21 protein-coding genes are annotated in these 22,890 nt (G+C 70.4%); 8 read left to right on the plus strand and 13 right to left on the minus strand.

All coding sequences use genetic code 11. The annotated features are described in order from the left end of the window. Nucleotides 1-34: 34 nt before the first annotated feature. Entirely contained in the window at nt 35-1,285 is a 1,251-nt protein-coding gene (locus AC1RLW_RS21360; protein WP_493194952.1) for an MFS transporter, read from the minus strand. A gap of 87 nt (nt 1,286-1,372) precedes the next feature. On the opposite strand from AC1RLW_RS21360, the gene pdxR reads away from it, so the two are divergent. Further along, the gene (gene pdxR / locus AC1RLW_RS21365; RefSeq protein WP_493194954.1) at nt 1,373-2,839 is read left to right on the plus strand and encodes a MocR-like pyridoxine biosynthesis transcription factor PdxR; all 1,467 of its coding nucleotides are present in this window, start codon (nt 1,373-1,375) and stop codon (nt 2,837-2,839) included. 9 nt (nt 2,840-2,848) lie between these two features. Here pdxR and AC1RLW_RS21370 read toward each other — a convergent pair whose 3' ends face one another. Next, complete coding sequence (locus AC1RLW_RS21370; RefSeq protein WP_493194955.1) at nt 2,849-3,328, minus strand: Lrp/AsnC family transcriptional regulator; 480 nt, start codon at nt 3,326-3,328, stop codon at nt 2,849-2,851. Between the two features lie 120 nt (nt 3,329-3,448). Between AC1RLW_RS21370 and AC1RLW_RS21375 the strand changes: the two genes are divergently transcribed. Continuing rightward, on the plus strand, nt 3,449-4,747 hold the full coding sequence (locus AC1RLW_RS21375) for an aspartate aminotransferase family protein (protein WP_492745255.1): 1,299 nt from the start codon (nt 3,449-3,451) through the stop codon (nt 4,745-4,747). Here the strand turns inward: AC1RLW_RS21375 and AC1RLW_RS21380 are convergent. Further along, nucleotides 4,744-5,796 carry a sugar phosphate isomerase/epimerase family protein gene (locus AC1RLW_RS21380; protein ID WP_493194957.1) on the minus strand — a complete coding sequence of 351 codons (1,053 nt, stop codon included), beginning with the start codon at nt 5,794-5,796 and terminating at the stop codon, nt 4,744-4,746. The two genes, AC1RLW_RS21375 and AC1RLW_RS21380, sit on opposite strands and share 4 nt — an antisense overlap. A gap of 105 nt (nt 5,797-5,901) precedes the next feature. On the opposite strand from AC1RLW_RS21380, the gene AC1RLW_RS21385 reads away from it, so the two are divergent. Next, complete coding sequence (locus AC1RLW_RS21385; RefSeq protein ID WP_062480404.1) at nt 5,902-6,789, plus strand: gamma-glutamyl-gamma-aminobutyrate hydrolase family protein; 888 nt, start codon at nt 5,902-5,904, stop codon at nt 6,787-6,789. Between the two features lie 165 nt (nt 6,790-6,954). Here AC1RLW_RS21385 and AC1RLW_RS21390 read toward each other — a convergent pair whose 3' ends face one another. The 3 genes from AC1RLW_RS21390 to AC1RLW_RS21400 are packed head-to-tail and all read right to left on the minus strand — an operon-like array spanning nt 6,955 to nt 11,001. Further along, a complete protein-coding gene (locus AC1RLW_RS21390; protein WP_493194958.1) occupies nt 6,955-8,469 on the minus strand; it encodes a class I adenylate-forming enzyme family protein in 1,515 nt (504 codons plus the stop codon). A gap of 17 nt (nt 8,470-8,486) precedes the next feature. Continuing rightward, nucleotides 8,487-10,127 carry an acyl-CoA dehydrogenase family protein gene (locus AC1RLW_RS21395; protein ID WP_493194959.1) on the minus strand — a complete coding sequence of 547 codons (1,641 nt, stop codon included), beginning with the start codon at nt 10,125-10,127 and terminating at the stop codon, nt 8,487-8,489. Between the two features lie 37 nt (nt 10,128-10,164). Further along, nucleotides 10,165-11,001 (minus strand): thioesterase family protein, encoded by an 837-nt coding sequence (locus tag AC1RLW_RS21400; RefSeq protein WP_493194961.1) that lies wholly within the window; start codon nt 10,999-11,001, stop codon nt 10,165-10,167. Nucleotides 11,002-11,073: 72 nt separating this feature from the next. Between AC1RLW_RS21400 and AC1RLW_RS21405 the strand changes: the two genes are divergently transcribed. Then, nucleotides 11,074-11,706 (plus strand): TetR/AcrR family transcriptional regulator, encoded by a 633-nt coding sequence (locus AC1RLW_RS21405; protein ID WP_493194963.1) that lies wholly within the window; start codon nt 11,074-11,076, stop codon nt 11,704-11,706. Nucleotides 11,707-11,715: 9 nt separating this feature from the next. Here the strand turns inward: AC1RLW_RS21405 and AC1RLW_RS21410 are convergent, their stop codons facing one another. From AC1RLW_RS21410 to AC1RLW_RS21420, 3 genes are all read right to left on the minus strand, one after another. Continuing rightward, nucleotides 11,716-11,895: a hypothetical protein gene (locus AC1RLW_RS21410; RefSeq protein ID WP_493194965.1), complete on the minus strand. Its 180-nt coding sequence runs from the start codon at nt 11,893-11,895 to the stop codon at nt 11,716-11,718. Between the two features lie 95 nt (nt 11,896-11,990). Further along, nucleotides 11,991-12,872 (minus strand): N-formylglutamate amidohydrolase, encoded by an 882-nt coding sequence (locus AC1RLW_RS21415; protein ID WP_493194967.1) that lies wholly within the window; start codon nt 12,870-12,872, stop codon nt 11,991-11,993. Between the two features lie 12 nt (nt 12,873-12,884). Continuing rightward, nucleotides 12,885-13,847 (minus strand): tripartite tricarboxylate transporter substrate binding protein BugE, encoded by a 963-nt coding sequence (locus tag AC1RLW_RS21420; RefSeq protein WP_492682101.1) that lies wholly within the window; start codon nt 13,845-13,847, stop codon nt 12,885-12,887. A gap of 109 nt (nt 13,848-13,956) precedes the next feature. On the opposite strand from AC1RLW_RS21420, the gene AC1RLW_RS21425 reads away from it, so the two are divergent. After that, the gene (locus AC1RLW_RS21425) at nt 13,957-14,892 is read left to right on the plus strand and encodes a LysR substrate-binding domain-containing protein (RefSeq protein WP_369645665.1); all 936 of its coding nucleotides are present in this window, start codon (nt 13,957-13,959) and stop codon (nt 14,890-14,892) included. Between the two features lie 7 nt (nt 14,893-14,899). Here the strand turns inward: AC1RLW_RS21425 and AC1RLW_RS21430 are convergent, their stop codons facing one another. Together AC1RLW_RS21430 and AC1RLW_RS21435 are read right to left on the minus strand one after the other, a co-directional pair. Beyond that, nucleotides 14,900-15,880, minus strand: a complete 981-nt coding sequence (locus AC1RLW_RS21430; protein WP_493194968.1) for a tripartite tricarboxylate transporter substrate binding protein — start codon at nt 15,878-15,880, stop codon at nt 14,900-14,902. A 6-nt stretch (nt 15,881-15,886) separates the two neighbouring features. Then, the gene (locus AC1RLW_RS21435) at nt 15,887-18,856 is read right to left on the minus strand and encodes a DNA topoisomerase III (protein WP_307695268.1); all 2,970 of its coding nucleotides are present in this window, start codon (nt 18,854-18,856) and stop codon (nt 15,887-15,889) included. Between the two features lie 84 nt (nt 18,857-18,940). Here AC1RLW_RS21435 and AC1RLW_RS21440 point away from each other — a divergent pair, with 84 nt between their 5' ends. The 3 genes from AC1RLW_RS21440 to AC1RLW_RS21450 are packed head-to-tail and all read left to right on the plus strand — an operon-like array spanning nt 18,941 to nt 20,696. Continuing rightward, nucleotides 18,941-19,669 carry an SET domain-containing protein gene (locus tag AC1RLW_RS21440; RefSeq protein ID WP_390347754.1) on the plus strand — a complete coding sequence of 243 codons (729 nt, stop codon included), beginning with the start codon at nt 18,941-18,943 and terminating at the stop codon, nt 19,667-19,669. 2 nt (nt 19,670-19,671) lie between these two features. Beyond that, nucleotides 19,672-20,487 carry a biotin--[acetyl-CoA-carboxylase] ligase gene (locus AC1RLW_RS21445; protein WP_492698455.1) on the plus strand — a complete coding sequence of 272 codons (816 nt, stop codon included), beginning with the start codon at nt 19,672-19,674 and terminating at the stop codon, nt 20,485-20,487. A gap of 8 nt (nt 20,488-20,495) precedes the next feature. Continuing rightward, on the plus strand, nt 20,496-20,696 hold the full coding sequence (locus AC1RLW_RS21450; RefSeq protein ID WP_159274165.1) for a sporulation protein: 201 nt from the start codon (nt 20,496-20,498) through the stop codon (nt 20,694-20,696). A gap of 6 nt (nt 20,697-20,702) precedes the next feature. Here AC1RLW_RS21450 and AC1RLW_RS21455 read toward each other — a convergent pair whose 3' ends face one another. Next, nucleotides 20,703-21,428, minus strand: coding sequence for a HEAT repeat domain-containing protein (locus AC1RLW_RS21455; protein WP_493194971.1), 726 nt, complete (start codon nt 21,426-21,428; stop codon nt 20,703-20,705). Then, the gene (locus AC1RLW_RS21460) at nt 21,425-22,867 is read right to left on the minus strand and encodes a sensor histidine kinase (protein WP_062480377.1); all 1,443 of its coding nucleotides are present in this window, start codon (nt 22,865-22,867) and stop codon (nt 21,425-21,427) included. The genes AC1RLW_RS21455 and AC1RLW_RS21460 overlap by 4 nt, the downstream gene beginning before the upstream one ends. Nucleotides 22,868-22,890: the final 23 nt, after the last annotated feature.

Below are 22,890 nucleotides of genomic sequence, written 5' to 3' on the forward strand. Positions count from 1 at the left end.
GTAGCTATTGAAAATATAGCAACCCGCCGCAGGATCAGGCGCAGGCCGGCACCGTCGGTGCCGCAGGCGCCGCCGACCGGGCCCGCCGCGCCGCGCGCCACAGCAGCACCAGCCCCGCCAGCTGGGCGGCGGCGCCCACCCAGCCCACCGCGCTCACGCCGAACCACGCGATCGTCGCGCCGCCCAGCCCCGAGCCCGCCGCGATGCCCAGGTAGACCGCCGACGCGTTGAGCGACAGCGTCATCGGTGCGCGCTCGGGCGCCAGCCGGATCAGCCGCACCGCCTGCGCCGGCCCGAAGCCCCAGCCGGCGAAGCCCCACAGCGCCGACAGGCCCACGATCAGCGGCAGCGCCAGCCCGCGCGGCAGCATCTGCGCGGCGAACGAGAGCCCGCCCATGATCACCACCAGCGCCAGCGCGAAGCCCCGCGCCATGCGGTCGGCGCCGAAGCGGTCGGTGGCCCAGCCGCCGGTCGCGGTGCCCAGCGCGGCGGCCACGCCGATCGCGAAGAACACCGCGCCCACGCCCTCGGCCCCGAAGCCCAGCGTGTGGCCGAGGAACAGCGCGATGTAGGTGTAGAAGCTGAAGCCGCCCGTGGCCCACAGCACCGTGGCCAGCAGCGCCGGCACCACGCCGGGCTCGCGCGCCACGGCGAAGGCCGAGGTGCGCGGGGCCGCGTCAGTGGGGGCCTGCGCCAGCGTGCGCGGCAGCCCCACGAACAGGCCCCAGGTGGCCAGCGCCGCCACCGCGGCGATCAGCAGGTAGGCCGTGCGCCAACCGCCCCAGCCCGCGATCCAGGCGCCCAGCGGCACGCCGAGCGCCACCGCCACGGTGCCGCCGCCGGTCACGATGGCCAGCGCCCGGCCGCGCAGCGCGGGCGACACCATCGCCGCCGCCACCGCGCTGGCCGTCGGCAGGAACACGCCCGCCACCAGCCCGAGCGCGACGCGCGCCAGGGCCAGCTGCGCGATGCCGTGCGCCATCGAGGCCGCCGCCGTGAGGCCCGCGAACGTCGCCAGGCTGGCGATCAGCAGCGGGCGGCGCCCGAAACGCGCGAGCAGCGCGGCCATCAGCGGCGAGCCGATCGCATAGCTCAGCGCGAACAGCAGCACCAGCTGGCCGGCCCGCGCGGCGCTGACCTGCAGGTCGGCCGCCAGCACCGGCAGCAGGCCGGCGACCATGAAGCTTTCGGTGCCGATGGCGAAGGCGCCCAGCGCGAGCCAGGCCAGGCCCAGGGGCAGGCGTTCGGCGGGCGGTTGCGGTGAGGTTTCAGGAGCGGTGTGCATGGTGAAGGACTCCATGGGTGGGTGTTCCAAGGCCTTCAGAATAGGATTGCAGGCGGCTCTTCAAAAGAACCACAATCGGCAAAGATCATGGAGCCACTTTTCGAGCTTGCCCTGCGCCTGCCGGCCGCCGGTTCGCGCGACCTGCTGCGCGCGCTGCACCGCCAGTTGCGCGACGCCATCCTCGACGGCCGGCTGCAGCCCGGCGCGCGCCTGCCCGCCACGCGCGCGCTGGCGCAGCGGCTGGGCGTGTCGCGCAACACCATGCTGGCGGCCTACGACCTGCTGCTGAGCGAGGGCTACCTGCTGGCGCGCCCGGGCTCCGGCACCTACGTGGCCGACACGCTGCCCGCGTTGCGGCGCGGCCGGGCCGCGCCGAAAGAGGCGGGCGCCGCGCCCCGGCGCGATCCGCGGCTGGTGCCGCTGAACGTGCCCGGCGCCGACCTCGCCCCCACGCTGCAGCCGCGGGCCGCGCGCGACGACTTCCGCGTCGGCCTGCCCGACGTCGGCGCCTTTCCGTTCGACATCTGGCGCCGCCTGTCCGACCGCGCACTGCGCCGCGTGGCGCGCCAGACCGCCGACTACGCCGACCCGCAGGGCCAGGGCGCCCTGCGCGAGGCGATCGCGGCGCACGTGTCGTTCACGCGCGCGGTCGGCTGCACCGCCGACGACATCGTGGTCACGGCCGGCGCGCAGCAGGCCTTCGGGCTGCTGGCGCGCATCCTGGTCGTGCCGGGGCGCACGGTGGTGGCGGTCGAGCAGCTGTTCTATCCCTCGCTGCGCGAGGCGATGCTGGCGGCCGGCGCGAAGGTGGTCACGGTGCCGACCGACGACGAAGGCCTGTGCGTGGACCGCATCCCGCCCGAGGCGCGCGTGGTCTGCGTCACGCCCTCGCACCAGTTCCCCACCGGCGTGGCGATGTCGCCGCCGCGCCGGGCCGCGCTGCTGGCCTTTGCGCGGGCGCGCAATGCCGTGCTCATCGAGGACGACTACGACAGCGAGTTCCGCTTTGCCGGCCGCCCGCTCGACGCGCTGCAGACGCTCGACCGCGCCGGCTCGGTGTTCTACGTCGGCACCTTCTCGAAGAGCCTGTTCCCCGCGCTGCGCCTGGGCTTCGTGGTGGCGCCGCCTTGGGCCCGCGCGGCGCTGGTGCGGGCGCGCGAGCTGGCCGACTGGCACGGCCCGGTGCTCGGGCAGGAGGCACTCGCGGCCTTCATCGCCGAAGGGCACCTGGCGCGCCACATCCGCCGCATGCGCAAGCTGTACGGCGCACGGCGCAGCGCCCTGCTCGACGCGCTGGCGCGCCACGGCGCGGGCCGGCTGGAGGCGATTCCGTCCGACGCCGGCCTGCACCTGTCGGCCTGGCTGCACGGCGGCACGCGCGACCATGTGGTGGTCGAGCGCGCCGCGGCGGCCGGCATCACCTTGCCGCCGCTGTCGCGCTTCGCACTCGATCCGCAGGCGCCCGACGCGCCCAACGGCCTGGCCTTCGGCTTCGGGTTGATCGCCGAGTCGCAGATCGAAGGCGCGATCCGGCGGCTGGTGCGTCTGCTGTAGCGCGTGGGCTCAGGCGCTGTCCAGCGGCAGCCGGGTCGTGAACTTGGTGGTCGACAGCACGATGTCGCTCGAGTAGTTCTCCAGCTCCAGCGCGTCGCCCAGCTGCTCCTGCGCGAAGGCCTGGTAGTCGGGCAGCGAGCGCGCGCAGATCACGAGCACGAAGTCGGTCTCGCCGGCCACGCAGTGGCATTGCAGCACCTGCGGCAGCGCATGCACCTTGCGCTCGAAGGCCCCGATCGCCTCGCGCGTGGTGCTGCGCAGTGACACGCGCGAGATCACCAGCACCGGGAATCCCACGCGCGCGGCGTCGAGGATGGCCACTTCTTCGCGGATCACGCCCGCGCGCCGCAGCCGCTGCACGCGCTTGAGGCAGGCCGAGGGCGAGAGGTTCACGCGCTCGGCCAGCGTCTGGTTCTGCAGGCCCGCATCGGCCTGCAGTTCGGCCAGGATGCACTGGTCGATGCGATCGAGGGTGCCGGCGGTTTTCATGGTGCCGCCAGTGTGGCGCAAGGTGCGCGCAATCGGCTTCGTTTTCGGGCCCGCACAACGACACCGGATTTCGCGGCCGATGGCTACGCTGGGGCTCCCCCGACGAACAAGGAGCATCCGATGGCCGAAGGCGCAACCTACGACCCCGTGGTCAGCAAGCACCTCGTGCGCTACGGCATGGGGCTGAGCCCGCATGTCATCGTCAAGGCGCGCGGCGCCACGCTGTGGGATGCGCAGGGGCGCGAGATCCTCGACTTCACCTCGGGCCAGATGTGCGCCACCATCGGCCACAACCACCCGCGCATCGTCGCAGCCATCGAGAAGGCCTGCGAAGGCGCGCTGCACCTGTACAGCGGCTTCGTCGGGCCGGCCGTGCCGGCGCTGGCCGGGCGGCTGGCGGCGATGCTGCCGCCGTCGCTGTCGAAGTCGCTGTTCCTGTCCACCGGCGGCGAGGCCAACGAGGCCGCCGCGCGCATGGCCCGCGTGACCACCGGCCGCTACGAGATCGTGGGCCTGAACGGCGGCTGGCACGGCGTGAACGGTGGCATGGCCGCGCTCACCTTCGCGGGCCGGCACCACGTCGACTACGGGCCGCGCAAGCCCGGCACCATGTCGATCCCCGCGCCGAACTGCTACCGCTGCCCCATCCGCCATTGCCGCGACGCCTGCGACACCACCTGCCTCGATGTCGGCTTCGACATGGTCGATGCGCAGTCCAGCGGCTCGCTCGCGGCCTTCATCGCCGAGCCGGTGCTGAGCTCGGGCGGCGTGATCGTGCCGCCCGCCGGCTACTTCCCGAAGCTGCAGGCCAAGTGCCGCGAGCGCGGCATGCTGCTCATCCTGGACGAAGCGCAGACCGCCTTCGGCCGCCTGGGCAGCAACTTCGCGTTCGAGCAGGCGGGCGTGGTGCCCGACTTCCTCACCGTCTCGAAGACGCTGGGCGGCGGCCTGGCGATCGGCGCCACGGTCACCAGCGAGGCGATCGAGCAGGACTGCCACGAGAAGGGCTTCGTGCACGTCACCTCGCACGTGTCCGACCCGCTGCCGGCCGAGGTCGGGCTGGCGGTGCTCGACGTGCTCGAGGAAGAAGGGCTCAACCAGCGCGCCGCCGCCATGGGCGAGCGCCTGAGCCGGGGCCTGGCCACGCTGAAGGCGCGGCACGAGGTGATCGGCGACGTGCGCGGCCACGGCCTGCTGCAGGGCGTGGAGCTGGTGAAAGACCGCGAGACCCGCGAACCCGACGCCGAGCGCGGCCGGGCGATCACCGACGCCTGCATGGCGCGCGGCCTGAGCATGAACATCGTGGCCGTCGGCGGCATGGCCGCGGTGTGGCGCATCGCGCCGCCGCTGAATGTGAAGCCGGAAGAAATCGACCGCGGCCTCGAGATCCTCGACGACGCGATCCGTTCGACGAGTTAGATCCCGAGCATCCGCCGGTTCGCCGCCACGTCCGCCCCACCGGCCGCGAAGTCGTCGAAGGCGCGGTCGGCCACGCGGATGATGTGGTCGCGGATGAAGGTGGCGCCTTCGCGCGCGCCGTCTTCCGGGTGCTTGATGCAGCACTCCCATTCGAGCACCGCCCAGCCCGGGAAGTCGTACTGCGCCATCTTCGAGAAGATGGCCTTGAAGTCGACCTGCCCGTCGCCCAGCGAGCGGAAACGGCCCGCACGATTGATCCAGCTCTGGAAGCCGCCGTACACGCCCTGCTTGCCGGTCGGGTTGAACTCGGCGTCCTTCACGTGGAAGAGCTTGATGCGCTCGTGGTAGTGGTCGATGTAGGCCAGGTAATCGAGCTGCTGCAGCACGAAGTGGCTCGGGTCGTACAGCAGGCAGGCGCGCGGGTGGTTGTTCACGCGCTCCAGGAACATCTCGTAGCTCACGCCGTCGTGCAGGTCTTCGCCGGGGTGGATCTCGTAGCCGACATCGACGCCCACGGCGTCGAAAGCATCGAGGATCGGGCGCCAGCGGCGCGCCAGTTCGTCGAAGGCTTCCTCGATGAGGCCGGCCGGGCGCGGCGGCCACGAATACAGGTACGGCCAGGCCAGCGCGCCCGAGAAGGTCGCGTGCGCCGTGAGCCCGAGGTTGGCCGAGGCCTTGGCCGCGTGGTGCAGCTGCTGCACCGCCCACTGCTGGCGCGCCGCGGGGTTGCCGCGCACCTCGGGCGCCGCAAAGCCGTCGAAGCCCGCGTCGTAGGCCGGGTGCACCGCGACCAGCTGGCCCTGCAGGTGGGTCGAGAGCTCGGTGATCTCCAGACCGTGGCCCGCAAGCGTGCCCTTGATCTCGTCGCAGTAGGTCTTGCTTTCAGCGGCGCGCTTCAGGTCGATGAGGCGCGTGTCCCAGCTGGGGATCTGCACGCCCTTGTAGCCGAGGCCCGCGGCCCATCCGGCGATGGCGTCGAGCGAGTGGAACGGGGCCGTGTCGCCCGCGAACTGGGCCAGGAAAATGCCCGGCCCCTTGATCGTCTTCATGCGTGTCTCCTGATGCGCCGCACAGCATACTTCGGGGGTTCGGCTGACACACGACCGAAGTTCGATGGGCGCACAATGAACTTTGTCCACAGGGAACCCATCGACATGTCTCAGCCTGTCGCCGCCCGGCTCAAGATCGGCTTGTCCGCCTGCTTCTCGCACGCCGACCCGGCCCGCTCGCTTTTCACGAACAAGACGCTGCAGTACGTCGAACAATCGATCGCCCACTGGCTCATGTCGGCCGGCGCGATGGTGGTGATGGTGCCCTGCCCCACGGGCGAGACGGCGCGCGGCGACACCAAGCTGTCGCACTACGCCGAATGGCTCGACGGCGTGGTGATGCACGGCGGCGCCGACGTCTGGCCCGGCAGCTACGGCGAGGAGCCGCTGAAAGACGCCTGGATCGGCGACCAGATCCGCGACCTGTACGACCTCGCGCTGGTCGAGGCCTTCGAGCAGGCCGGCAAGCCGATCTTCGGCGTGTGCCGGGGCCTGCAGCTGATCAACGTGGCCTTCGGCGGCACGCTCTACCAGGACATCGAGGAGCAGCACGGCCACCCCGAGACGGTGCGTCACCGCGACCCGGTGACCTACGACCAGAACTTCCACCAGATCGAGATCGTCGAAGGCACGCGCCTGGCGAAGCTGTACCCCGAGGTGCGCACGGCGCGCGTCAACAGCATCCACCACCAGGGCATCAAGGGGCTCGCGCCCGGCTTCGAGATCGAGGCCTGGAGCCTGCCCGACCGCGTGCCCGAGGCGATCCGCCGCCGGCCCGAGAAGGGGCGCGGCTACATCGCGGCGACCCAGTGGCACCCCGAGTTCCACAAGTACGGCAGCACCGAGACCGTGGACGACACGCCGATCCTGCACGACTTCCTGTGGGCCTGCGCCACCGCCCGCGTGGCGCCGCGCACCAGCATGCGCGAGATGCAGGGGCGCATTCGCAACCGCGCGGCGCGGTTGCTGCGGCAGGCGCTGTTGCGGCGCTGAGTGTTGCTGTTCGGGGCGCGTGCACAGGCCACCGGGTACTTCCCTCCGCGAATGTCCCCCGGCCTTCGGCCTCCTCCTTGATTTCGCTGCGGGAAGCACCCAGTGTCCTGCGCCCGCTGAGCGCTGTCGTTGTGCCGGTCGATCAACGACTGCACTGCTCAACGCTCACGCCGCGTCGCGCAACAGGTGCTTGAGCAGCTTGCCCGTCGCCGTGCGCGGCAGGCTCTCGCGCACTTCGAAGATGCGCGGGATCTTGTAGCGCGCCAGCCGGTCCTCGAGAAAACGCACCAGCTCGCGCGCCTCGAGCGCGCGCCCGCCGCGCGCCACCAGCACCGCCGTCACGGTCTCGCCCCACTCGGGGTGCGGGCGGCCGATGACGGCCACGTCCTGCACGTCGGGGTGGGCGCCCAGCGCGTCTTCCACTTCCTTCGAATAGACGTTCTCGCCGCCCGTGATGATCATGTCGCGCAGCCGGTCGACGATGAATAAAAAGCCGTCCTCGTCCACCCGCGCCAGGTCGCCCGTGCGGTACCAGCCTTGCGCGTCGAAGGCCTCGGCGCTCGCCTGCGGGTTGTCGAGGTAGCCCTGCATCACGGCCGGCGAACGCAGGTGGATCTCGCCGACCTCGCCCGCGCCGCAGCGCCGGCCGTCGGGGTGGCGCACCTCGATGGCCACGCCGGGCACGCCCGCGCGGCCGATCGAGCCGGCCTTGGCGATCGCGTCTTCCGGGTAGAGCACGGTGCCCAGCGGGCCCGATTCGGTCATGCCGTAGACCTGCACGAAGCGGTCGCTGCGGTAGCTGTCGGCCAGCTTGCGCGCCATGTCGGCACCGAGCGGGCCGCCGCCGTAGGCCCACAGGCGCATCGCGCTGAAGTCGTAGCGCTGCACGTCGGGCACCACCGACAGCGGTGCCAGGAAGGCGATGGGCGCGCCGAAGGTGAAGGTGATGCGCTCCTCGGCCAGCGTGTCGAGAAAGGCCTTGGGCGCGTACTCGCGCAGCAGCACGACGGTGCCGCCCATGAGCAGCGTGCCCAGCAGCCAGTTGTTGAGCGGCGACGAATGCCACACCGGCATCGCGACCAGCGTGCGCTCGTTGCGCGACAGCGACATGCCCGCCGCCGTGCACACCGCCGCCATGAACACGTTGCGGTGGCTGTGCAGGCAGCCCTTGGGCTTGCCCGTGGTGCCCGAGGTGTAGAGCACCTGGGCCAGCGTGTCGGTGCCGGGCGTCGGGGCGTCGTCGCCCAGCGGCATGGCCTGCGCCATCAGCTCGTCGAGCATCGGCAGGCCGTCGGCGGCACTGTCGGTCGCGAGCCAGTCGCAGCGGTGCGCGATGCGCGCGGCGACCTGCGTGGCGAGCGTGCCGTCGGCCACGCACAGGCGCACGCCGGCATGGGCCAGCACGTAGTCGATCTCCGGTGCCTGCAGCTTGTGGTTGACCGGCACCACGGCCGCGCCGAGGCGCCAGGCGCCGAACATCGCGGCGACGAAGCCGACCGTGTTGAAGCACAGCAGCGCGACCTTGTCGCCAGGGCCCACGCCCTGGTCGCGCAGCACGGTGGCGGCGCGGCGCGAGAGCTCGGCGAAGTCGGCGTAAGTCCAGGCGCGGCCTGCGGCGCGCAGGCATTCGTGGTCAGGCTGGGTGCGGGCGTGCTGGTCGAGCAGGGAAACGAAATCCATCCGTGTCGGCTCCGTGCTCAGTGCCAGGCGGCGCGCACCAGCGCCGCGGGGTCGCTCGTGCCGGCGCTGATGCCGGTCACGGGGCCCCAGTCGGGATCGAAGCGGCTGGACACGAACGCCGCCGCCGCGAGCGGGCTCGCGTGCTGCAGCATCAGGCCGGCCTGCGCCGCGCGCACCAGCCGTTGTGTGAAGCGGCGCGCCTGGCGTTCCAGGTCTTGCGGCGCCAGCTGCACCATCTGGCGCAGGGCCTGCACCTCGGTCTGCAGGCGCGCTTCGCCGGCGGTCACTTCCTGCAGGTGGTCGAGCACGAGGTGCGCGTCGTCGGGGTTGCGCGACACGGCGCGCAGCACATCGAGACACATCACATTGCCCGAGCCTTCCCAGATCGAGTTGACGGGCGCCTCGCGGAACAGGCGGCCCATCGGGCCGTCTTCCACGTAGCCGTTGCCGCCGAACACCTCCATCGCCTCGCCGGTGAGCGCCACCGCGCGCTTGCAGTTCCAGAACTTGGCGGCGGGCGTGAGCAGGCGGCGCCAGGCCGTGTCCAGCGGCGCGGGCGAGCCGAAGCGCGCGGCCAGTTCCATCGCCAGCAGCGTGGCGCTTTCGGTTTCCAGCGCCATGTCGGCCAGCAGCTCGGTCATCACCGGCTGGTCGACCAGCGCCTTGCCGAAGGCAAAACGGTTGCGCGTGTAGTGCAGCGCCTGCGCGAAGCCCTGGCGCATGAAGCCGGCGCTGGCGAGCGCGCAGTCCAGCCGCGTCACGGTCGCCATCTCGATGATGGTCGGGATGCCGCGGCCCTCGTCGCCCACGAGCACGCCCCAGGCCTCCTTGAACTCGACCTCGCTGCTGGAGTTGGAGCGGTTGCCGACCTTGTCCTTCAGGCGCTGGATGTGGATCGCGTTCTTGCTGCCGTCGGGCCGCCAGCGCGGCACGAAGAAGCACGAGGAGCCGTGCTCGTCGGTCTTGGCCAGCACCAGGTGGCCGTCGCACATCGGCGCCGAGAAGAACCACTTGTGGCCGGTGATGAGGAACTCGCTGCCCCACGGGCCCCGGCCGGCCGGCACGGCGCGCGTGGTGTTGGTGCGCACGTCGCTGCCGCCCTGCTTCTCGGTCATGCCCATGCCGACGGTCATCGAGGTCTTGCCCTCGAGCGGGATGTCGCGTGGGTCGTGCACGTGGGCGGCGAGCTTGTCGCGCAGGTCGGCGTACAGCGCGGCGTTGCGGCGCATCACGGGGATGCAGGCCTTGGTCATGGTGGTCGGGCAGGTGGAGCCCGACTCGATCTGGCTGTGCATGTACAGCGAGGCGCCGTAGCCCACCCAGGCCGAGGGCCGCTCGTCGAAGAACGGCAGGTTGGCGATGCCGTTGCGCCGCGCGATCGACATCATGGTGTGCCACGCGGGATGGAACTGCACGCTGTCGATGCGCGTGCCGGTGCGCGAGTGGGTGTGCAGCTCGGGTTCGTGGCGGTTGGCGTCCTCGGCGGCGCGCAGCGTGGCCTCGGCGCCGTACTCGGCGCCCTGGCGCACCAGCTCGTCGTCGCGCCAGGCCGCGCCGCCGCGCCCCACCGCGCCGCGCAGGGCGGGGTCGCTGGTGTAGACGTTGTAGTCCTTGAGCTCCGGGACCTGGTTGTCGGGGTGGATGCCGGTGGTGGTCATGGCGTTGTCTCCGTGAATCGGTGAGAGAGGGGCGCGTTCAGGTGGCGGCGGCGCGTTCGCGCACCACCAGCGTCTGGGTCGCGAGGCCGATGAGGCCGCGCGTGTCGTACAGGTGGGACACCGTGAGGCCCGCGCCGCCGGCGTGCATCTCGGTGCTGGCGCGCAGGCCGATCCACTCGCCTTCGGGCACGCGAAACAGGTTCAGGCTGAGGTCGGCGTTCGAGAACAGGAAGTCGGCCGGCGACAGCACCCAGCTCAGGCCGTTGCCGAAGTCGGCCGCCGCCGCCGCGCGCATCGCGGGCGAGGTGGCCACGCCATGCACCAGCGGCACCGCGAGCCGGAACCACGCGGCGCCCGCGCCGGGCCGCGCGATGTCGCCCTGCGCCAGGCGCGATTCGACGGCGGTCTGGTGGAACGAGAGGCCGTCGGGCAGGCCGGGAATGCGCAGGCGCTCGGTGCAGTCCTCGGGCCGCGGCAGCAGTTCGCGCGGTGCGTCGCCCGTGGGCAGGTTCGCCGGCAAGGTCAGCGGCGAGGTCTTCAGCAGCAGCGCGTGCGCGCGGGCCACCACGGTGTCGCCCGCGAGCAGGTCGATGCCCACGCGCACCGTGGCGCGCGAGGCCTGCGACTGCGTGCGCGTGGCCAGCGGCGCCACCGGCACCGGCTTCACCAGTTCGAGCGTGAGCCGCGCCAGCTGCCAGCCGGGGCCGGGCGCCGCGCGTTCGGCGATGTGCGCGAGCAGCGCGGCGGGCGCGCCGCCGTGCTGCGCGCGCGGGTCCCACGGGCCGCGCGAGAGCGCGTCGGGCAGCCACGCATCGCCCTCGCCGGTGTAGACGGCGGGGGGCGTTGTCTCGGGGGCGCGGTCGGGCGAGGTCATTGCAGAATGCCTTTCGATGGGATCAAAAATTCTAGGAACAACCCGCCCGCGAGGTGTTCGGGTTCGGCGGCCATGACCGGCGCCCGCGCACCCGCCGCCGCCCCGAGGAGGAAGCCGCGCCAGTCCCGCGCGCGCCACACCTCGCAGGCGCTGCAGGAAGCCTTTGTTCGGCTTTTGGTCGAGAAGGGCTACGCCGCCATCACGATCCGCGAGATCGTGGCCGTGGCGGGCACGGGCCTGGGCAGCTTCTACGAATACTTCGAGAACAAGGAAGACCTGGCGCGCGTGTGCCTGCACCTGCGCTCCAAGGCGCTGCTGCTGGACATGCGCGCGGTCGTGGTCGCGAACGAAGGCCGACCGTGGCGCGAGATCGTCGACGCGGTGATCGATGCGCAGCTCGACGCGCACCGCGCGCAGCCCGTGGCCTGGGGCGCGCACTACCTGCTGGAGCGCCATCTCTCCAGCCCCGAGGCCTACCGCAAGATGTACGACCGCTTCGTGGCCGAATGGGTCGGCGTGCTGGACGCGGCGGGCGATGTGCGGGCCGACGGCCCGCAGAAGAAGGAAGCGGCGCGCGTGTGCCAGACCATCATCTACGGCCTGGTCGCGCACACCCACATCGGCACGGGCGGGCGGCCCGACCTGCAGACGCTGTCACGCCAGTTGCGCGATGCGCTGCGGGGCTACCTGGCGACGGTGGCCTGAGGCTCTGGCTCAGCGCGACGACTTGTTCGTCGTGCCGCTGACGCCGGCGTCGATGGTGCCGAACACCGTCACGCCGCTGCCCGGTGAAGACGTGGAGGAGGAAGAAGACGGCGACGGCGCGGTGCCGGCGCAGCCCGAGACCAGCAGACCGGTCGCAAGGACGGCGAGGGCAGCAAGGATCGACTTCACGGCAGGACTCCAGAAAACTAAGGACGTCCCACTATAGGCCGGGGGCTCTGGCCGCCCTGTAACAAAGACACCAGCCCCTGCAGGGGCTGCGTTGTTCAGCCTGCCACGCGCGGGTCGGTCGCCAGCAGCATCTCGACCATCGAACGCAGGTCGGCCTGCAGCCGCGTGGCGCCGGCTTCGTCGAGCGCCAGCGTGGCCTCGTCCATGTAGAGCTTGCGGTTGATCTCGACCTGGATGCTGTGCCGGTTCGCCGCCGGGTCACCGTGGCGGCGCACCAGCTCCACGCCCTTGTACGGGTGGTTGTAGTCCACGCTGTAGCCGCATGCGCGCAGGTGCTCGCACAACTTGTGCGACAGCGCCGGGTCGGCCGTGCTGCCGTCGCGGTCGCCGATCACGAAGTCCGCGTGCGCCAGGCCCGGGAAGTCGGTGGCGTGGCTGCCCGCAATGGCGGGCATCGAGTGGCAGTTGATGTGGATGCTGTAGCCGTGCCGCGCATGCGCTTCGTCGATGGCCTGCGCCACCGCCGCGTGGTACGGGCGCCAGCACTGGTCGATGCGCTGGCGCACCTCGGCCACCGTGAGCGGCCGGTCGTAGATCGGCAGGCCCTCGTCGGTGAGCTTCCAGATCAGGCCCTTGCCCAGGCGCACCTTGGACAGCACGCGCGGGTCGGTCGACACCGGCTCGGTCCACGGGCCGTCGAGCATGGTGGTGTCGACCTCGGTCATGTCGCGGTTGGCGTCGAGGTAACTGCGCGGAAAGTGCGCCTCGATCCAGGCGGCGCCCATGTCGCTCGCGAAGGCGTAGAGCTTCTCGACGTGGGTGTCCTCGGCCCGGCGCAGCGTGGCGAGCTCGCACACGGGCCGGAAGTCCTCGGGGTAGACGGTGCCGCTGTGCGGAGAGTCCAGCACCAGCGGGGTGTGCCCGGCGACGCTCGTCACCTGGGCGCGGGTTTGAATCAGTTTCAGGACTGGATGCATAGGCGGTGTCGGTCAGTCCAATCGGATGCGCGCGAAGGCGGCCACCTTCTTCATCTTCTCGATCTCGCTCGCGATCTGCTTCGTGAACTCGGCCGGCGTGGTGCCCGAGGCATACAGCCCCTGCAGCGCCAGGCGCTCGCGCACCGCGGGGTCCTTCAGTGCCGTGGCCACGGCCTGCTGCATGCGCAGCACCAGCTCGGGCGGCGTGCCGGCGGGCGCGATCATGCCGAACCACGAGGGGTCGTTGCTGGCCGCGTAGCCCAGTTCGCCGTAGGTCGGCACCTCGGGCAGCACGTCGAGGCGGCCGCTCCAGGACACGGCCAGCGCCTTCAGCTTGCCGGCCTTCACGTGCGGCAGCGACGAGGCCACCTGGTCGAAGTACACCGGCACCTGGCCCGCGAGCACGTCGTTGATGGCCGGGCCCGCACCGCGGTAGGGGATGTGCACCATCGAGGTTCCGGTGCTGCTCTTGAACAGCTCGCCCCACATGTGACCGATGGTGCCGTTGCCCGGCGAGGCGTACGACACCTTGCCCGGGTTGGCCTTCAGGTACTTCACCAGCTCGGCGAAGCTGCCGACCGGCAGCACGGCCGGGTTGATGACGATCACGCCCGGCGCCTTCACCAGCTCGGTCACGGCGGCGAAGCCCTTGATCGGGTCGTAGGGCAGCTTCTGGTACACGGCCGGGTTCACGCCGTGCGTGGACAGCGTGGCCACGCCGAAGCTCAGGCCGTCGGGCGTGGCGCGCGCCAGCTCGGCCATGCCGATCGAGCCGCCCGCGCCGGCGCGGTTGTCGATCACCACGGGCTGCTGGAGGATCTTGGCCAGGGGCTCGGAGAGCACGCGGGCCGTGATGTCGGTGGCGCCGCCGGGCGGGAAGGGCACGACCAGGCGGATCGGCTTGCCTTGGGCAAAGGATATTCCTGGGGCGAAAGAAGCGGCAGCCAGGGTGGAGAGGAAATGACGACGTTGCATGAGGGTTCTTCCAATGGAACGATGAGTGAATGTGCAAAGCTGCAGCTCACCTGAAGCAAAGGATATACCCGATATCATTCCAATCTGGAATGACTTGATGGGCTCCCCCATGCCGCTGCGACGCCTCAACCCGCCCCTGAACCTGCTGCGCGCCTTCTCCACCGTGGTGCGCTTCGGCGGCGTCTCGCGCGCGGCCGAGGCGCTGCACCTCACGCAGGGCGCGGTGAGCAAGCAGGTGCAGGAGCTCGAGCGCTGGATCGGCGCGCCGCTGTTCGAGCGCAGCCGCAAGCGCCTGGCGCTCACGCCCGCCGGCGAGCGCTACGAAAAGGCGGTGCGCGCCCTGCTGGCGCAGCTGGAGGCGGCCACGCTGGAGCTCATCACCAGCGGCGACGGCGGCGGCGCACTGCATTTGTCGACCCTGCCCACCTTCGGCGCCAAGTGGCTGATTCCGCGCCTGCCCGACTTCCAGCAGCGCCACCCGCAGATCACGCTGCATTTCGTGCCCTTCGTGCACGGCTACGACTTCGAGCGGCCCGAGCTCGACTGCGCCATCCTGTTCGGCGACGGCCACTGGCCCGGCGCGCGCTCGCACTACCTCGCGGGGCAGGACGTGGCGCTCATCGCCCCGCGCGCCGCGCAGGCCGAGGCCCCCATCCGCACGCCGCAGGACGTGGCGCGTTGCACCCTGCTGCGCCACGTGAGCGTGCCGCAGTCGTGGCTGCACTGGAGCGAGGCGCACGGCGTGCGCGGGCTCGACCCGCTGGCCGGGCTGCAGTTCGACCAGTTCCAGACCATGATCCGCGCCGTCATGGCCGGCATGGGCGTGGCGCTGGTGCCGCGCTGCCTGGTGCAGGACGAGATCACGTCGGGGCTGGTGGAAGAGCCGCTGCCCAACGGCGGCTACCGGGGCAGCGAGGGCTACTGGTTCTGCTACCCCGAGGGGCGCGGCCAGCTGGCCACGCTGGACCATTTCCGCCACTGGCTGCTGGCCGAGGTCGACCGCAGCGGGGAAGCGACCGTGCTGCCGCCGGTCGCGCAGAATTGAGCAGGGGCTACTCGGGCTTGGCGCCCGAAGCCTTCACCGCCGCACCCCAGAGCCCGATCTCGCTCGCCACGAAGCGGTCGAACTCGGCGCCGGTCGTCGGCGCCGGCTCGGAGCCCCGGTCGCGGATGAAGCGCGCCATCTGCTCGCTCTTGAGGATGTCGGTCACTTCGTGGTTCAGCCGCGCCACGATCTCTGGCGGCGTGCCGCGCGGCGCCATCAGGCCGAGCCAGCCGACGGCTTCGAAGTTCTTCGTGCCGGCCACGCCGCTCTCGCGCACGGTGGGCACCTCGGGCAGTTGCGACGAGCGCGTGGCCGACGTCACCGCCAGCGCAACCGCCTTGCCTGCCTTGATGTGCGGCAGCGCGGCCGTCACCGAGTCGACCATCAGCGGCACCTGGTTGCCCAGGAAGTCCGCCTGCGCCGGCCCGCTGCCCCGGTACGGAATGTGCGTGATGAACACATGCGCCGCCGATTTGTACATTTCGCCCGACAGGTGCTGCGTGCCGCCGATGCCGGCGCTCGCGTAGCTCAGCTTGCCGGGCTCGGCCTTGGCGCGCGTCGTGAGCTCGGCCAGCGTGCGGATGCCGCTCTCGGGCGTGGCCAGGAACACCAGCGGCACCTTCGCGATGAGCGAGATGCCAACCAGGTCCTTGCGCGGGTCGAAGCCCGGCTTGGCGTAGAGCGTCTGGTTCACCGCCATCGCGCTGCCCGCCACCACCAGCGTGTAGCCGTCGGGCGGTGCGCGCACCACGAACTCGGTGCCGATGTTGCTGCCCGCGCCCGCCTTGTTGTCGACGATCACGGGCTGGCCCAGCCGCTTGCCGAGCTGTTCGGCGAGCGCGCGGGCAAAGATGTCGGTGGCCTGTCCCGGTGGGAAAGGCACGACCAGCTTGACGGGCTTGTCAGGCCACGCGGCGGCCTGGGCCAGGCCCGCACCGCCCAGCAGCATCGCTGCAGCCAGCGCGGTGGCGAGGTGTCTGCGCTGCATGCGTCGTCAGGCCGCGTCGGGCGCCGAGAGGTGCTTGCCCACGATGCCCGCGAGTTCGAACATCGTCACCTGGTCCTTGCCGAACACCGGCTTGAGCTTGGCGTCGGCGTTGATCGCGCGCTTGTTGGTCGCGTCCTGCAGGCCGTTGGCCTTGATGTAGTCCCACAGCTTCTTGATGACCTCGGTGCGCGCCACCGGTTCGGCGCCGATCACCGCGGCCAGCGAGTCGCTGGGCTTGAGGCCCGCGCCCGGCTTGCGCGGCTTGGCCGCCTTCTTCTCGGCCGGTGCCTTCTTGGCGGCGGGCGTCTTCTTCGCCGCGACCTTCTTGGCTGCCGCGGTCTTCGCGGCCGGCTTGCCGAAGGTCTTGCGCGGCGGGAACTTGCTGCCGCCTTCGCGCGGTGCGAATTCGAAGGTCACCTTGCCTTCTTCGGCGTTCCACGTGAGGAAGGCCTTGAAGGCGCGGCGCGTGCGCATCGACACGAACTTGTCGAGCAGGTCGGTCTTGCCGGTGGCGAGCAGCTTCTCCATCTGGTCGCGCTCGACCGGCTGCTGCAGGATGATCTTGCCGGTCTTGAAGGTGCAGCTGGGGGTCGGCTGCTCGTTCGTCGGCACCGACTTCTCGCAGACGTAGTTGCTGCCGTGATCGAACACCGGCGCGCCGCAGACCGGGCACGGGCCCACGGTGTCCTGCTGGCTGAAGTCGACGATCTCGCCGCTGTCTTCGTTCTTGTCGTCGCCGAAGTCGAACTCGAGCTTCCAGTTCTTGGCTTCTTCCCCGTCGTACTTGAGGATGATCTCGGCGGTGAAGGGCCAGCCCGCCTTGGAGCGGAAGCCCTCGAGCGGGCCGATGTGCTTGTTGGCCAGCAGCTGCTCGGCCTCGGCCACCTCGAAGGTGCGCCCGGCCGGCGACTTGCCGAACGAGAAGCCGCAGGCGTCCTCGCCCGTGCCGCTCTTGCCGGTGCAGCCGTAGCGGCGGTAGTTTTCCTTCACCACACCGCCGCAGTTCGGGCAGGGCGTGGCGAGCGTGGCGTAGTCGCCCGGCACGGTGTCGCGGTCGTACTCCTTGGCCTTCTTGACGATGTGCTCCGTCATCTCGGCGATCTCGCGCATGAAGGCGTCGCGGCTCAGGGCGCCCTTTTCCATCTGCGCGAGCTTGTATTCCCACTCGCCCGTGAGCTCGGCCTTGGAGAGTTCTTCCACGCCCAGGCCGCGCAGCAGTGTCATGAGCTGGAAGGCCTTGGCGGTCGGGATGAGCTCGCGGCCTTCGCGCAGCATGTACTTCTCGGCGATCAGCCCTTCGATGGTGGCCGCGCGCGTGGCTGGCGTGCCCAGGCCCTTCTCCTGCATGGCCTCGCGCAGCTCGTCGTCGTCGATGGTCTTGCCGGCGCCTTCCATGGCGCCCAGCAGCGTGGCTTCCGAATAGCGTGCGGGCGGGCGCGTCTTCAGGCCCTTGAGGTCGGCCGACTCGTTCTGCACGATCTCGCCCGGCTTCACCGGCACGAGGCGCTTGCCGTCCTTGTCGTCTTCCTTCTCGTCGTCCTGGGCTTCCTTGCCGTAGATGGCGAGCCAGCCCGGCTTGACCAGCACCTTGCCGTCGGTGCGGAACGGGTACTTCTTGCCGCCCTGCTCGACCGTGCTGATGCGCGTGGTCACCTGGTGCTCGGCGCTCGGGAAGAACACCGACAGGAAGCGGCGCACCACGAAGTCATAGAGCTTCTGCTCGGCCTCGCTCAGCCCGCTCGGGGCCTGCAGCGTCGGGATGATGGCGAAGTGATCCGACACCTTGGCGTTGTCGAAGATGCGCTTGTTGGGCTTGACGTAGTTGCCGTCGACCGCCTGCTGCGCGAACGGCGCCAGGTGCTTCATGCCGCTGCCGGCGAGCATCTCCATGGTCTGCTTGACCACCGGCAGATAGTCTTCCGGCAGCGCGCGCGAATCGGTACGCGGGTAGGTCAGCGCCTTGTGGCGTTCGTACAGGCTCTGAGCCAGCGCGAGCGTGGTCTTGGCACTGAAGCCGAAGCGGCCGTTGGCCTCGCGCTGCAGCGAGGTCAGGTCGAACAGCGCGGGCGAGGCCTGCGTGGTGGGCTTGCTCTCTTCGGTGACGGTGGCGGGCTTGCCGCGCGAGGCGTCGGCGATGGCGCGGGCTTCCTGCTCGCTCCACACGCGGTCGGCGCGCTGCTCGGCATCGGGTTCGCCGTTGGCCAGCAGCGGCGCGTTGGCTTTCTTCCAGTCGGGGTTGAACCACTTGCCCGGGTACTGGCCGGCCTCGGCCGCGAAGCTGCCGTGGATTTCCCAGTACTCGCGCGAAACGAACTTGCGGATCTGCTCCTCGCGCTCCACCACCACCGACAGCGTGGGCGTCTGCACGCGGCCCACGGTCGTGAGGAAGAAGCCGCCGTCGCGCGAATTGAATGCGGTCATGGCGCGCGTGCCGTTGATGCCCACCAGCCAGTCGGCCTCGGAGCGCGAACGCGCGGCGTCGGCCAGGCCCTGCATCTGCTTTTCGGTGCGCAGCGCGTCGAAGCCGTCGCGGATCGCCTGCGGCGTCATCGACTGCAGCCACAGCCGCTTCACCGGCTTGCCCAGCGGGCTCTTGCCGCCGGCGTACTGCTCGATGAGGCGGAAGATCAGCTCGCCCTCGCGGCCCGCGTCGCAGGCGTTGATGAGCTGCGTCACGTCCTTGCGCTTGGCCTGCTTGACCACGGCGTTCAGGCGCGTCTTGGTCTTGTCGACCGGCTTGAGGTCGAAGTGCGGCGGGATCACCGGCAGGTTGGCGAAGCTCCACTTGCCGCGCTTGACGTCGAATTCCTCCGGGGCCTGGATCTCGACCAGGTGGCCCACGGCGCTGGTCACGACGTAGGTGTCGTTCTCGAAATGCTCGTCATGTTTGTCGAACTTGCCGGCCACCGGCGTGAGGGCCCGGACGATGTCCTGGGCCACCGACGGCTTTTCTGCGATTACCAAAGTCTTTGTCATCTGAGGGCTCTCTATACTCTGCGGCTTCCGCGTGCGCACGCGCGCACACGCATGTGTGCATATTCAACCTAACAGACTTCGGCGATGCCTTCCAAATCCCCACTTTCCGCCGGCCGCGACAAGGAAGCCGCCCCCGTGACCGAGCCGGAGGCACGGTCCGCCGCCACGCGCTCCGGCGGCCGGCGCATCCAGATGCGCCGCTCGGACGTCCATGGCAACGGCGTGTTCGCCCTGCAGGACCTGGCCGAAGGTGAAACGCTGATCGAATACAAGGGCGAGGTCATCAGCTGGAAAGAGGCGCTGCGCCGCCACCCGCACGACCCGACCCAGCCGAACCACACCTTCTACTTCCACATCGACGACGGTCGCGTGATCGATGGCAATGTGAAGGGCAACGACGCGCGCTGGATCAATCACTCGTGCGAGCCGAACTGCGAGGCCGACGAAGTCGATGGGCGCGTTTATATCAAGGCCCTGAGAAACATCGCCGCCGGCGAGGAACTCAATTACGACTACGGCCTGATCATCGACGAGCCGTACACCGAGAAGCTGCTGTCCGAGTTCCCGTGCTGGTGCGGCTCCGAGATGTGCCGCGGCACGCTGCTGACGCCCAAGGACGAGGACGAAGAAAAAGACAAGAAGAAAAAGAAGAAGGCCAAGAAAAAAGCCGAGAAAAAGAAGGCCGAGGCCAAGGAAGCGAAGAAGGCTGAAAAGAAAGCCGAGAAGAAGAAATCGGACAAGAAGGCCGACAAGAAAAAGGCCGACGGCAAGAAGAAGTCCAAGGGCGACGCCCCGGCCGCCGCCGGAGACTGACGATGGGCACGACGCCGGCCAGCGCCTGGTTCGAAGACCGGATCGCCGCGACGGTCGCGCCGCTGCTGCCCGGCTTCGCGGTCGAGGCCGTGGCCGAAATCGATTCCACCAACACCGAGCTGATGCGCCGCGCGCGCGCCGGCCGCACCGACCCCGTGCTGCTCGTGGCCGAGCGCCAGACGGCCGGGCGCGGTCGTCTCGGCCGCCCCTGGCAGAGCGCGCAGCAGCCCGAGGCGCCCGCCTCCCTCACCTTTTCGCTCGGCATGCCGCTGGCGCCGGCCGACTGGTCGGGCCTGTCGCTCGCCGTGGGCGTGAGCGTGGCCGAAAGCCTCGATCCGACGGGCGCGCATCAGGTCGGCCTCAAGTGGCCCAACGACATCTGGGTGAACGACCGCAAGCTGGTCGGCATCCTCATCGAAACCGCGATGCCGCAGACGGCCCGGCCCGACGCCGCGCGCTACCTCGTGGTGGGCATCGGCATCAACATCGGCCCGCGCGAGGGCGACGGCATGCGCACGCCGCCGGCCTGGCTGCGCCAGTGGCAGCCCGACGCGTCCGCGCCCGAGGTGCTGCTGTCGCTGGCCGAGCCGCTGGTGCGCAGCGTGCTCGCCTTCGAGGCGAACGGCTTCGCGCCTTTTGCCGAGCGCTTTGCGGCGCGCGACGTGCTGCGCGGGCGCGAGGTGACGCTCAGCGACGGCACCGCCGGCCTGTGCGAAGGCGTGGCCTGGGGCGGCGAGCTGCAGGTGCGCACCGACGCCGGCCTGCAACTGATCTCGAGCGACGAAGTGAGCGTGCGCCCGCGCGGCATGTCTTTCTGAGCGAGGGCATGAAGTTGCGTCTGGTCCTCATCGCCCTGCTCGCCGCCAACGCGGGCTACTGGCTGTGGACGCGCGGCGACCTGGCCGGCTTCGGGCTCGCTCCGGCGGCGCTCGACGAGCGCGAGCCGCAGCGCATGGCGCGGCAGATCCACCCCGAGTGGGTGCAGATCCGCAAGGAAGCCAAGCCTTCGGGAACGCCCGCGCCCTGACCCGAATCAGGCCGCAGCAGCGCGCGCGAACATGCGCCGCGCCTTGGCCAGCGCGGCCTGCAGTTTTTCTTCGGACGGCGGCTCGTGCGAGCTCGAGTTCAGGCCGAACTTCTTGCCCGCGATTTCCTGCACCGCGACCAGGATGCCGCCCAGCACGGCCGGATCGGTCTCGGTGTCGAGCGCCTGGCGCAAGGGCTCGAGCGCCTTGGGCGCAGCGCTGCGGCGGTTGAACACGATCTGCATCAGCGCGCTCGCGGCCCATCGGCGGTTTGCGGCGACGGCGTCGTGCGCGAGCAGCGGCACGACCTTGGCGATGTCGGTCGTGCCGCCGAGCCAGCCGATCACCCACAGCCCCTTGCAGCGCAGCTCGTCGTGCGGCGACGCGAGCGCGGCGCGCGCGAGGGCCGCGGTCTCTTTCAGCCGGCGGCCCTTTCGGTACTTGAAGCCGCCGAGCAGCTGCAGCACCGTGGCCTGCATGGCCGGGTCGGGCTCGCGGTCGAACTGCGCGAGCAGGTGGTCTTCGGCTTCGTCGCCGCGCTCGCCGAACTTGCGGCAGAGCCAGTCGTAGAGCTCGCTGTCCATGCCGGTGTCGTGCAGCAGCGTGTAGTGGAAGGCGAGCGCCTCGGCTGAATCCTGTTCCAGCAGATCGGCGCCGAAGTCGAACATGTCCGACACGTCGGTGTCGAGGCGGATCTCCAGGAAGCGTTGGCGCAGCGTGTCGAGCGGATTCATTCCGACGGAGCCTCCTCGAAGCGCACGGTGAAGAGCGCGCCCGGCGGGTGCTTGCCGGGATGTGCGTCCTCGAGCTTGACCCGCGCGCGGTGCTGGTTGGCGATCTCGCGCACGATCGGCAGGCCCAGCCCGGAGCCGTCGGCCTCGTTGCCGAGCACGCGGTAGAAGGGCTCGAACACCAGCTCGCGGTCGGCCTCGGCGATGCCGGGGCCGTTGTCTTCCACCTGCACCAGCTGCACATGGCCGAAGGGGTCGGCCAGCACGCGCGCCGTGACCACGCCGGGGCGCTCGGGCGTCGAGGGCGTGTAGTTGAGCGCGTTGTCGACCAGGTTGCGCACCAGCTCTTTCAGCAGCGTCGGGTTGCCGTCGACCATCACGCCGGGCGCGCCGGCCTGGACGCCGTCGTAGCCCAGGTCGATGCGCTTCTCGATGGCGCGCGGCACGGCCTCGCGCACCACCTCGATGGTCAGTCGCGCGAGGTCGCAGGGCTGGCAGTGCGTCATGGCGCTGGTGCCCTCGGCGCGTGCCAGCGACAGCAACTGGTTCACGGTGTGGGTGGCGCGCACGCTGGCGCGGCCGATCTGCTTGAGCGACTGCTTGAGCTCGTCGGCGTTGGCGCCCTCGCGCTGCGCCAGGTCGGCCTGCATGCGCAGGCCTGCGAGCGGCGTCTTCAGCTGGTGGGCGGCGTCGGCCAGGAAGCGCTTCTGCGTGAAGATGGAGTCGTTGAGCTTGTCGAGCAGCTCGTTCACCGACGACACCAGCGGCACCACCTCGAGCGGCACCGAGGACTCGTCGAGCGGGCTCAGGTCGCCCGGGCGGCGCTCGCGGATGCGCGCCTCGACCACCGACAGCGGCTTGATGCCGCGCACCAGCGCCAGCCAGATCAGCAGCACCGCCAGCGGCAGGATCGCGAACTGCGGCAGCAGCACGCCCTTGATGATCTCGGTGGCGAGCACCGCCTGCTTCTCGCGCGTCTCGGCCAGCTGCAGCAGCGAGGGCGGTACTTCTTCGCTGCCGCTGGGAATCCACAGCGAGGCCACGCGCACCGGCTGGCCGTGCACCGTGCTGTTGTGCAGCAGGACCACGTTGGTGCCGGGCGGGTCGTCCACGTTGGGCTGCGGCAGGTCGCGCTCGCCGTGCAGCAGCGTGCCGTGGCCGTCGAGCAGCTGGTAGTAGATGTGGCCGGCGTCGTCGGCACGCAGGATCTCGCGCGCCGATTGCGACAGCACGAAGTGCGTCTGCCCCTGCTTCACCGTGACCAGCTCGGCCAGCACCTTCACGTTGTGCTCCAGCGCGCGGTCGAAGGGCGCGTTGGCGATGCCCTGCGCCACCAGCCAGGTCACGCCGATGCTCACCGGCACGAGCAGCAGCAGCGGCGTGAGCATCCAGTCGAGGATCTCGCCGAACAGGGAGCGCTGGGCGCGCTGGAAGAGCTTCAAGGGAGTTCCTGGCAAGACGAAAG

This window comes from Variovorax sp. GW822-FHT04A09 (genome assembly GCF_058801005.1).

Excerpts from the sequence above, each read along its gene's own strand:
- AC1RLW_RS21400 (WP_493194961.1), bottom strand. The coding sequence starts at position 11,001 with ATGACCTCGCCCGACCGCGCCCCCGAGACAACGCCCCCCGCCGTCTAC.
- AC1RLW_RS21415 (WP_493194967.1), bottom strand. The coding sequence starts at position 12,872 with ATGCATCCAGTCCTGAAACTGATTCAAACCCGCGCCCAGGTGACGAGC.
- AC1RLW_RS21380 (WP_493194957.1), bottom strand. The coding sequence starts at position 5,796 with ATGAAGACGATCAAGGGGCCGGGCATTTTCCTGGCCCAGTTCGCGGGC.
- AC1RLW_RS21390 (WP_493194958.1), bottom strand. The coding sequence starts at position 8,469 with ATGGATTTCGTTTCCCTGCTCGACCAGCACGCCCGCACCCAGCCTGAC.
- AC1RLW_RS21420 (WP_492682101.1), bottom strand. The coding sequence starts at position 13,847 with ATGCAACGTCGTCATTTCCTCTCCACCCTGGCTGCCGCTTCTTTCGCC.
- AC1RLW_RS21375 (WP_492745255.1), top strand. The coding sequence starts at position 3,449 with ATGGCCGAAGGCGCAACCTACGACCCCGTGGTCAGCAAGCACCTCGTG.
- AC1RLW_RS21405 (WP_493194963.1), top strand. The coding sequence starts at position 11,074 with ATGACCGGCGCCCGCGCACCCGCCGCCGCCCCGAGGAGGAAGCCGCGC.
- AC1RLW_RS21370 (WP_493194955.1), bottom strand. The coding sequence starts at position 3,328 with ATGAAAACCGCCGGCACCCTCGATCGCATCGACCAGTGCATCCTGGCC.
- AC1RLW_RS21360 (WP_493194952.1), bottom strand. The coding sequence starts at position 1,285 with ATGCACACCGCTCCTGAAACCTCACCGCAACCGCCCGCCGAACGCCTG.
- AC1RLW_RS21435 (WP_307695268.1), bottom strand. The coding sequence starts at position 18,856 with ATGACAAAGACTTTGGTAATCGCAGAAAAGCCGTCGGTGGCCCAGGAC.
- pdxR (WP_493194954.1), top strand. The coding sequence starts at position 1,373 with ATGGAGCCACTTTTCGAGCTTGCCCTGCGCCTGCCGGCCGCCGGTTCG.
- AC1RLW_RS21455 (WP_493194971.1), bottom strand. The coding sequence starts at position 21,428 with ATGAATCCGCTCGACACGCTGCGCCAACGCTTCCTGGAGATCCGCCTC.
- AC1RLW_RS21450 (WP_159274165.1), top strand. The coding sequence starts at position 20,496 with ATGAAGTTGCGTCTGGTCCTCATCGCCCTGCTCGCCGCCAACGCGGGC.
- AC1RLW_RS21440 (WP_390347754.1), top strand. The coding sequence starts at position 18,941 with ATGCCTTCCAAATCCCCACTTTCCGCCGGCCGCGACAAGGAAGCCGCC.
- AC1RLW_RS21425 (WP_369645665.1), top strand. The coding sequence starts at position 13,957 with ATGCCGCTGCGACGCCTCAACCCGCCCCTGAACCTGCTGCGCGCCTTC.
- AC1RLW_RS21395 (WP_493194959.1), bottom strand. The coding sequence starts at position 10,127 with ATGACCACCACCGGCATCCACCCCGACAACCAGGTCCCGGAGCTCAAG.
- AC1RLW_RS21430 (WP_493194968.1), bottom strand. The coding sequence starts at position 15,880 with ATGCAGCGCAGACACCTCGCCACCGCGCTGGCTGCAGCGATGCTGCTG.
- AC1RLW_RS21385 (WP_062480404.1), top strand. The coding sequence starts at position 5,902 with ATGTCTCAGCCTGTCGCCGCCCGGCTCAAGATCGGCTTGTCCGCCTGC.
- AC1RLW_RS21445 (WP_492698455.1), top strand. The coding sequence starts at position 19,672 with ATGGGCACGACGCCGGCCAGCGCCTGGTTCGAAGACCGGATCGCCGCG.